Annotated in this window: 8 protein-coding genes; 5 read left to right on the top strand and 3 right to left on the bottom strand. The window is 44.1% G+C overall.

Features of this window, described 5'->3' with window-relative positions; translation table 11 throughout:
* Positions 1-128: 128 nt before the first annotated feature.
* Together BJP37_RS18500 and BJP37_RS18505 are read right to left on the bottom strand one after the other, a co-directional pair.
* The gene (locus tag BJP37_RS18500) at positions 129-374 is read right to left on the bottom strand and encodes a hypothetical protein (RefSeq protein ID WP_229415357.1); all 246 of its coding nucleotides are present in this window, start codon (positions 372-374) and stop codon (positions 129-131) included.
* A gap of 253 nt (positions 375-627) precedes the next feature.
* On the bottom strand, positions 628-906 hold the full coding sequence (locus tag BJP37_RS18505) for a hypothetical protein (protein WP_075900922.1): 279 nt from the start codon (positions 904-906) through the stop codon (positions 628-630).
* Between the two features lie 89 nt (positions 907-995).
* On the opposite strand from BJP37_RS18505, the gene BJP37_RS18510 reads away from it, so the two are divergent.
* Genes BJP37_RS18510 through BJP37_RS18520 form a run of 3 tightly spaced genes read left to right on the top strand, consistent with a single transcriptional unit; the run spans position 996 to position 1,926 of the window.
* Positions 996-1,220 (top strand): DUF433 domain-containing protein, encoded by a 225-nt coding sequence (locus BJP37_RS18510; RefSeq protein ID WP_075900924.1) that lies wholly within the window; start codon positions 996-998, stop codon positions 1,218-1,220.
* Positions 1,221-1,279: 59 nt separating this feature from the next.
* On the top strand, positions 1,280-1,552 hold the full coding sequence (locus BJP37_RS18515) for a hypothetical protein (RefSeq protein ID WP_075900926.1): 273 nt from the start codon (positions 1,280-1,282) through the stop codon (positions 1,550-1,552).
* On the top strand, positions 1,549-1,926 hold the full coding sequence (locus BJP37_RS18520; RefSeq protein WP_075900928.1) for a clan AA aspartic protease: 378 nt from the start codon (positions 1,549-1,551) through the stop codon (positions 1,924-1,926). Before BJP37_RS18515 ends, BJP37_RS18520 begins: the two co-directional genes overlap by 4 nt.
* 106 nt (positions 1,927-2,032) lie before the next feature.
* Here BJP37_RS18520 and BJP37_RS18525 read toward each other — a convergent pair whose 3' ends face one another.
* Positions 2,033-4,387 (bottom strand): GumC family protein, encoded by a 2,355-nt coding sequence (locus BJP37_RS18525; protein ID WP_229415358.1) that lies wholly within the window; start codon positions 4,385-4,387, stop codon positions 2,033-2,035.
* Between the two features lie 299 nt (positions 4,388-4,686).
* On the opposite strand from BJP37_RS18525, the gene BJP37_RS18530 reads away from it, so the two are divergent.
* Together BJP37_RS18530 and BJP37_RS18535 are read left to right on the top strand one after the other, a co-directional pair.
* Positions 4,687-4,908, top strand: coding sequence for a hypothetical protein (locus BJP37_RS18530; protein ID WP_075900931.1), 222 nt, complete (start codon positions 4,687-4,689; stop codon positions 4,906-4,908).
* A gap of 92 nt (positions 4,909-5,000) precedes the next feature.
* On the top strand, positions 5,001-6,347 hold the full coding sequence (locus BJP37_RS18535) for a RuBisCO small subunit-like domain-containing protein (protein ID WP_075900933.1): 1,347 nt from the start codon (positions 5,001-5,003) through the stop codon (positions 6,345-6,347).
* The last annotated feature ends 76 nt before the right edge of the window (positions 6,348-6,423 follow it).

Raw genomic sequence — 6,423 nt, forward strand, 5'->3', positions numbered from 1 at the left:
TACATATTTTTTACGTTGCCTACTTATTTTTAGATAGTATTTATCTAGCTTTTTATTTTATTGATTCTATTTTTAGAATAACACGCTCTGTGAAAACTGTCAAGTTTTAGCTGAAAAAGAAAGCCGTCCTATAAGGACGGGGCGCGATTACCCAATTTTTTCGGTAACGCTTCAAGTCCGAATTTCGATAAGCCATCAGCAGCTATTCCCACCACCCCAAGAAAAGCAATCCCTCCGATCATTCCGAATGGACCTAACATTGCCAAAGCCGCTGTGATCGCTGCTGCTCCAGTAAATCCCGTTGTTGCCATCGCAATCAGAAGTATCACACCAGGTAAGCCTAGTGCAGCTACCTTTCTAACCACTTCATCCATCTCACTATTCCTCAATATGTTTAGCTTAGAGAATTGCTCTAATTTTCATCAGTATTCCCTCCAAACTGAGTAGCGACATCAGTGGAAATAGGGAATTATTGAATCAACGACGAACCAAGCTAATAGTAGCTTTACACCAACCACTTTAGGTTATCTACTTATGGTTAGCGTGAATCTTGCCTCGCGTCCTACTGTAAACTACAGTCAAGGAATCAGGATTCCGGAAAATACTACCTCCCGTTCTTTTTTTTGTTTACAGGAAAACAAAATTATCGCTCTCAAGAGGACTCCCCTGAACTCCCCTCAGGATAGCCAAGTCTTGACCTAAAGTACTGGTTAAAATATTATCCTGATTTTGAGCGATCGCAATATCTTCAAAGGTGACCCCTAGACCGCTCATCACCAGTACATCAACATCCAACTCAAAGTCAGTAATGGTGTTAGAAGTGCTGGGAAAAGCCGCCGCCGCAATCCAAAACTGATCGGCGTCATCACCGCCAGTTAGCAGGCTATCACCATTGCCAGCAAACAAGATGAGGAGATCAATTCAGATTAAATAAGTTCGGAGCAGTTAGCGGTAGGCTAAAATTAGAGGAACTCCTAGTATACGGAATAACGGACATGAAAACCGCAGCCCGTGTTATTCATAGCGACCCTGACATCCTGGGAGGAACCCCTGTTTTTGTTGGAACTCGTGTGCCAATAAAAACTTTGCTCGATTATCTCAAAGCAGGGGATCCACTCGACGAATTCTTAGAGCATTTTCCCAGTGTTAGCCGTGAGCATGCGATCGCAGCCCTTGAATTGGCAAAGGAAATGCTGACAGCCTATGCGAATCCTGCTTGATGAGTGCGCCCCACGACCAAGTTAAAATAGAAGCGTAAAGCTGAAACAAGATCATTCCAATGACACTCCAACAACCTCGATACAGCAAAGAAGAATTTGCTCGACGTGGTGATGAAATCTACGAAACTCAAGTACTTCCAAAGGTCGAAGCAGGGAATCACGGCAAGATTGTTGCCATTGATATTGAAACAGGTGATTTTGAGGTTGACCCAAGGGAAATGGCCGCTTGCGATCGCCTCGAAGCCCGTCACCCAGATGCTCAAATCTGGATAGTCCGGATTGGTTCGCGCTATGTTCGTCGGTTCGGTGGACGTGGAAAAAGAACGGGATGATTAGAGGACATGTTAATGCAGACTTTGAACCCATTATTCCCATTTCAATTTATGACTTGAATGGTAAAATTTACACTCAAGCGGCAATCATAGATACAGGCTTTAATGGTTGGCTTTCACTGTCTCCCGATTTGATTACTCAGTTAAATCTGAGATGGAAAAGGCGAGGACGCGCTATTCTTGGCGATGGTAGTGAATGTATTTTTAATGTCTATGAGGCAGTTATCCTATGGGACGGATTCTCTCTAACAATTCCCATCGATGAAGCTGATTCAGAACCACTTGTTGGAATGTCATTGATGGCAGGCTATCAACTCATGATTCAAGTCTTTGAAGGAGGCAACGTAGAACTCCACAAAGTCAATGCAGTCTAACTAATCACTACATCTTTACCACTACCTATCACTACCCGTGATTTTAGCTCCCTACTCCCTACTCCCTACTCCCTGCTCCCTGTTACCTTTGCTATATATGATCTAATTACTCATAACTAGCAACATCAAGTATTCTATTAAGAGCAACGCTATCATCTGAAATGTATTCCTGAGAAAAATAGTAATAACTATTAGGCTCATTATCAGGAATCACGCCATTAACGACCAAGCCCAGAACAGTCTGACCAGACTGCTCCAAAAGTCCCTTGGCGAAAGCAGCACTACCGGAATCGACCACTCCAGGTCGGGAAACTAACAGCACACCATCGGTCATTTTTCCTAGGATAGGAGCATCAGCAGCAACGTTTAAAGAAGGGGTATCAATAATCACAAAGTCGTAACGACTAGCAACATGGTTAATCAATGAAGCCATGCGCTCGGAATCCAGAAGCACTGCGGGATTAGGAGGTACTACTCCAGAGGTCAGGACATCCAGATTTTCGATTACTGGTTTAATGGCATCCCTCAATTCAACCTGGTTAACAAGCATATTGCTCAAGCCCACTTCATTCGATAAATCCCAGATTCGATGTTGAACAGGCTTATGGAGATCAGCATCAATTAGCAATACCTTACTTCCTCGCTGAGCAATCACTGCTGCTAAATTAGCAGACACCGTTGACTTACCTTCTTGAGGTAAGGAACTAGTCACAGTCACCGCCTTGAGGGCTTTATCTGAACTCAAAAACTTGAGATTTGCTTGCAGCATCCGATAGGATTCACTGATGGGAGACCGAGGCGTATTCCGAACAATAACTTGGGGCGTAAATGGATCTAAAACTTCTTGTGATGGATTTAATAATTGAGATTTATTAAAGTGGGGAATCACACCCAGCAAGGTAAATTTAAATAATTGCTTAACGTCTTTAATTGTTTTCAGGGATTTATCTCTTGTTTCTAAAAGATAAATAATTGCTGCGGTGGCCAACAGTCCCTGAAAGCAAGCAGCAATATAGGCTATTTTAGCAGACGAAATCGGAATCATCGGCACCTGAGCCCCGGCAATAATGCGGGCATTACCCATGTTTTGATTTTCCGCTACCTGAATTTCTCCAAGCTTATTTAGCAAGAGAGAATAGGTGGATTGGGAAACATCAAGTTGCCGTTCTAACTCCCGCTGCTGTTGTTCCAGTCTAGGGAGATCGTTAAGTCTTTTTCGGTAAGCGGTTTGGGCATTGACTAAGGCTTTTATCTGATTAGCCAAACCTAAACGAGCTGCTTCTAATTCTACTAGCTCTTTGGTCAGGTCTTGTTGTAACTCGCCCAGTTGAAAAAGCTGGCTATGAGATTTCGGCTTAGCCTTAGAAACCTGTTTGACGCGCTGGTTTAGGATACCTTTTAGGCTGGCTACCTTACTTTCTAACTTAGCAATTGTGGGATGGGTGGGTTGGAAACGATTACGTTCAAGAGCCAGTTCCACTTCCACTTGGCGCAATTCTTGGAGTGCCTCCTGCACCTCAGGAGACTGCTTGAGAGCCGTTAGAGCGATAGCTTGCTTGGAATTCATGCCCAATCGTGTTTGGAGCGATTCGTACTGGGCATTGACATCAGCCATTTTAGACTGATTTTGGGCAATTTCTTTTTGCAAATCTGTCAGCACCTCGATAGCTGAGCGAGCTTCTGCGTCTAAGGATATCACTTGATTCTCTTGTTTGAACTGACGCAAAGCTGCTTCTGTTTTACTAACAGTAGCTTCTGCTTGAGGTAACTGTTTCTCAATAAACTTCCGAGCAGCTACAGCTTCAGCCCGTTGAAAATCTAAGTGATTTTCTAAATAGATACTCATTAGTTGATTAACAACTGCTGCTGCTTCTTGAGGGTCTTGAGATTGGTAAGACACTTCTAGAAGATCAGTTTTCCGGATATTGGTTACACTGACATTGTGCAAAAAGTCTTTAATTGCTAAAGGTTTCCCCTGATTATCTTTAAGATTTAGTGCGGTTATCGTCTTTTGAGCCAGAGGCTCAGACCTCATGATGTTGGCTTCTGTATCTAGAGGATTACTTTGGTCTACCAGAGGTTGTAAAATACCGATTTCTTTACCTACTTCGGTGACTGAAGACGTCGTATTAAGCCGCTTAAATAACAGCAATCCTTGGGCTACATATACCGGTTTTTGGAATGATGCCACCAGAGACATAATCACAGAAACTGATACAAAAATACCGGAAGCTGGTAGCCAACGTCGCTTCAGGATCCACCAATATTGTTCAAACCTTGAGGATTCAGGAGAGTCCATAAATAGCTCAAGAAAAAATTTAAGTACCTGATGCTTATTTAGGGATATCCTAGCCCAGCCAATAGTCTCAATTGTGCCAATACGCCAATAAGCGAATTTGATTACTGTTTGTTTTTGAAGGTTTAATCGGGTTAATTGGGTTGAACGCGATCGCGTGGCCAATAGGCCAAGGTTTAAGGTTGAAGGTTTAAGGTTTAAGGTTGAAGGTTGAAGGTTTAATCGGGTTAATTGGGTTGATGGTTGATGGTTGGCTGGTTGAAGGGTTAATTGGGTTGATGCTTAGCTGGTTGAAGGGTTAATTGGGTTGATGCTTGAATGTTGGCTGTTCGCTGTCAACTTTAAACCTACCCTACTTCAGACGCCAAAGGCAAACAACCAAATAACCTACCCTACACCGAATCGCCTTGGGCGAACAACCAAATAACCTTAAACTTTAAACCTTAAACTTTAAACCTTCAACCTTGGCCTTTGGCCACGCTACGCGAACAACCTTCAACCAGCCAACCTTCAACCAGCCAACCTTCAACCAGCCAACCTTCAACCTTCAACCAGCCAACCTTCAACCTTCAACCTTCAACCTTCAACCCGCCAACCTTCAACCTTCACCCTTCAACCTTCAACCAGCTAACCTTCAACCAGCCAACCTTGGCCTATTGGCCACGCTACGCGAACAACCCGATTAACCCGATTAAACCTTCAACAAACTGTAATAGTATTTCCAATAGGCTTAAAAATTGCCGGATTTGACGAGATTATCACCAGAGCACCTGTTTGTATGTCCCAGCACTATTACATTTCTCCTCGGTTTATCGATAAACTGGCCGTTCACATCACTAAAAACTTCCTTGAGATACCCCATGTCCGTGTGCCTCTAATTTTGGGAATTCATGGACGGAAGGGGGAGGGTAAGTCCTTTCAGTGTGAGCTTGTGTTCGAGCGCATGGGAATTGAAGCGGTTCATATGTCTTCTGGTGAGCTAGAAAGCCCAGATGCTGGGGATCCAGCCCGTCTGATCCGCTTGCGCTACCGAGAAACGGCTGAAATGATCCGAGTCAAGGGTAAGATGTGTGTGCTGATGATCAATGACTTGGATGCTGGGGCGGGACGGTTCGATGAACGTACCCAATATACGGTAAATACCCAGCTGGTGCATGGTACGTTGATGAACATTGCTGATAATCCCACCAATGTCCAACTTCCAGGGAGTTATGACTCACAACCGATCCACCGAGTACCGATTATTGTCACTGGTAATGATTTTTCTACTCTCTATGCGCCTTTGACTCGGGATGGTCGGATGGCGAAATTCTACTGGCAGCCCAACCGAGAAGACCGGATTGGTATTGTTAGTGGTATCTTTCACGGAGATGGACTCTCTACCGGGGAGATTGAACAACTGATTGATACCTTCGACAATCAAGCCATTGATTTCTTCAGTGCTTTGCGATCGCGTATTTACGATGAACAAATCCGTAAGTTTATTTACGATATTGGTATAGACCGAGTTTCCTCTCGTGTAGTCAACAGTAAGGAAGGACCGCCCAAATTTGAAACACCAAACTTTAGCATCTCCCGCTTAATTGAGTTTGGAGAACTGATTAAAGCTGAACAGCAACGGTTGGAACTCAGCGGACTAGCTAGGGAGTACAATCAAGTCCCCTCCCTGACGAGCCAAGCAAGTAATACAAATACTAATACAAATAGTAATTATACTATCCCAACCCCTGACCAACCTCAAGCAAACCACAAGGCACCTGTATCCAATCCAGTCATCAGTGAGTCAACTAGCCCTAAAGTCACGAACGGGTTAAATCAATCTCAGACAGGACAGCGCAATGGTAGCAAAAAGCCCTTACATCTAGGATTAGATCTAGAAACCCAAGACCAGATTGGAGAGCTTTTGGCTCAAGGTTACCGCCTTACCCTAGAATACGGCAATGAGCGTCGGGTTAAGAATAATGCTTGGAAAAGTGGGAATCCATTACCAGAAAACAATGTATCGGACGCGATCGCTGCTTTGACAGAACGCTTAGGGGAGCATAAGGGTCAGTATGTGCGCCTAATTGGTATCGACACCAAAGCCAAGCGGCGGGTTCTCGAAAAGATTATTCAACGGCCTTGAGGTCTCTCCTGCTTGAAGATAGGGAGATGGGGAGATGGGGAGATGGGGAGATGGGGAGATGGGGAGATGGGGAGAT

Origin of the sequence: Moorena bouillonii PNG (assembly GCF_001942495.1) — a bacterium.
In the GTDB taxonomy this organism is placed as follows: domain Bacteria; phylum Cyanobacteriota; class Cyanobacteriia; order Cyanobacteriales; family Coleofasciculaceae; genus Moorena; species Moorena bouillonii.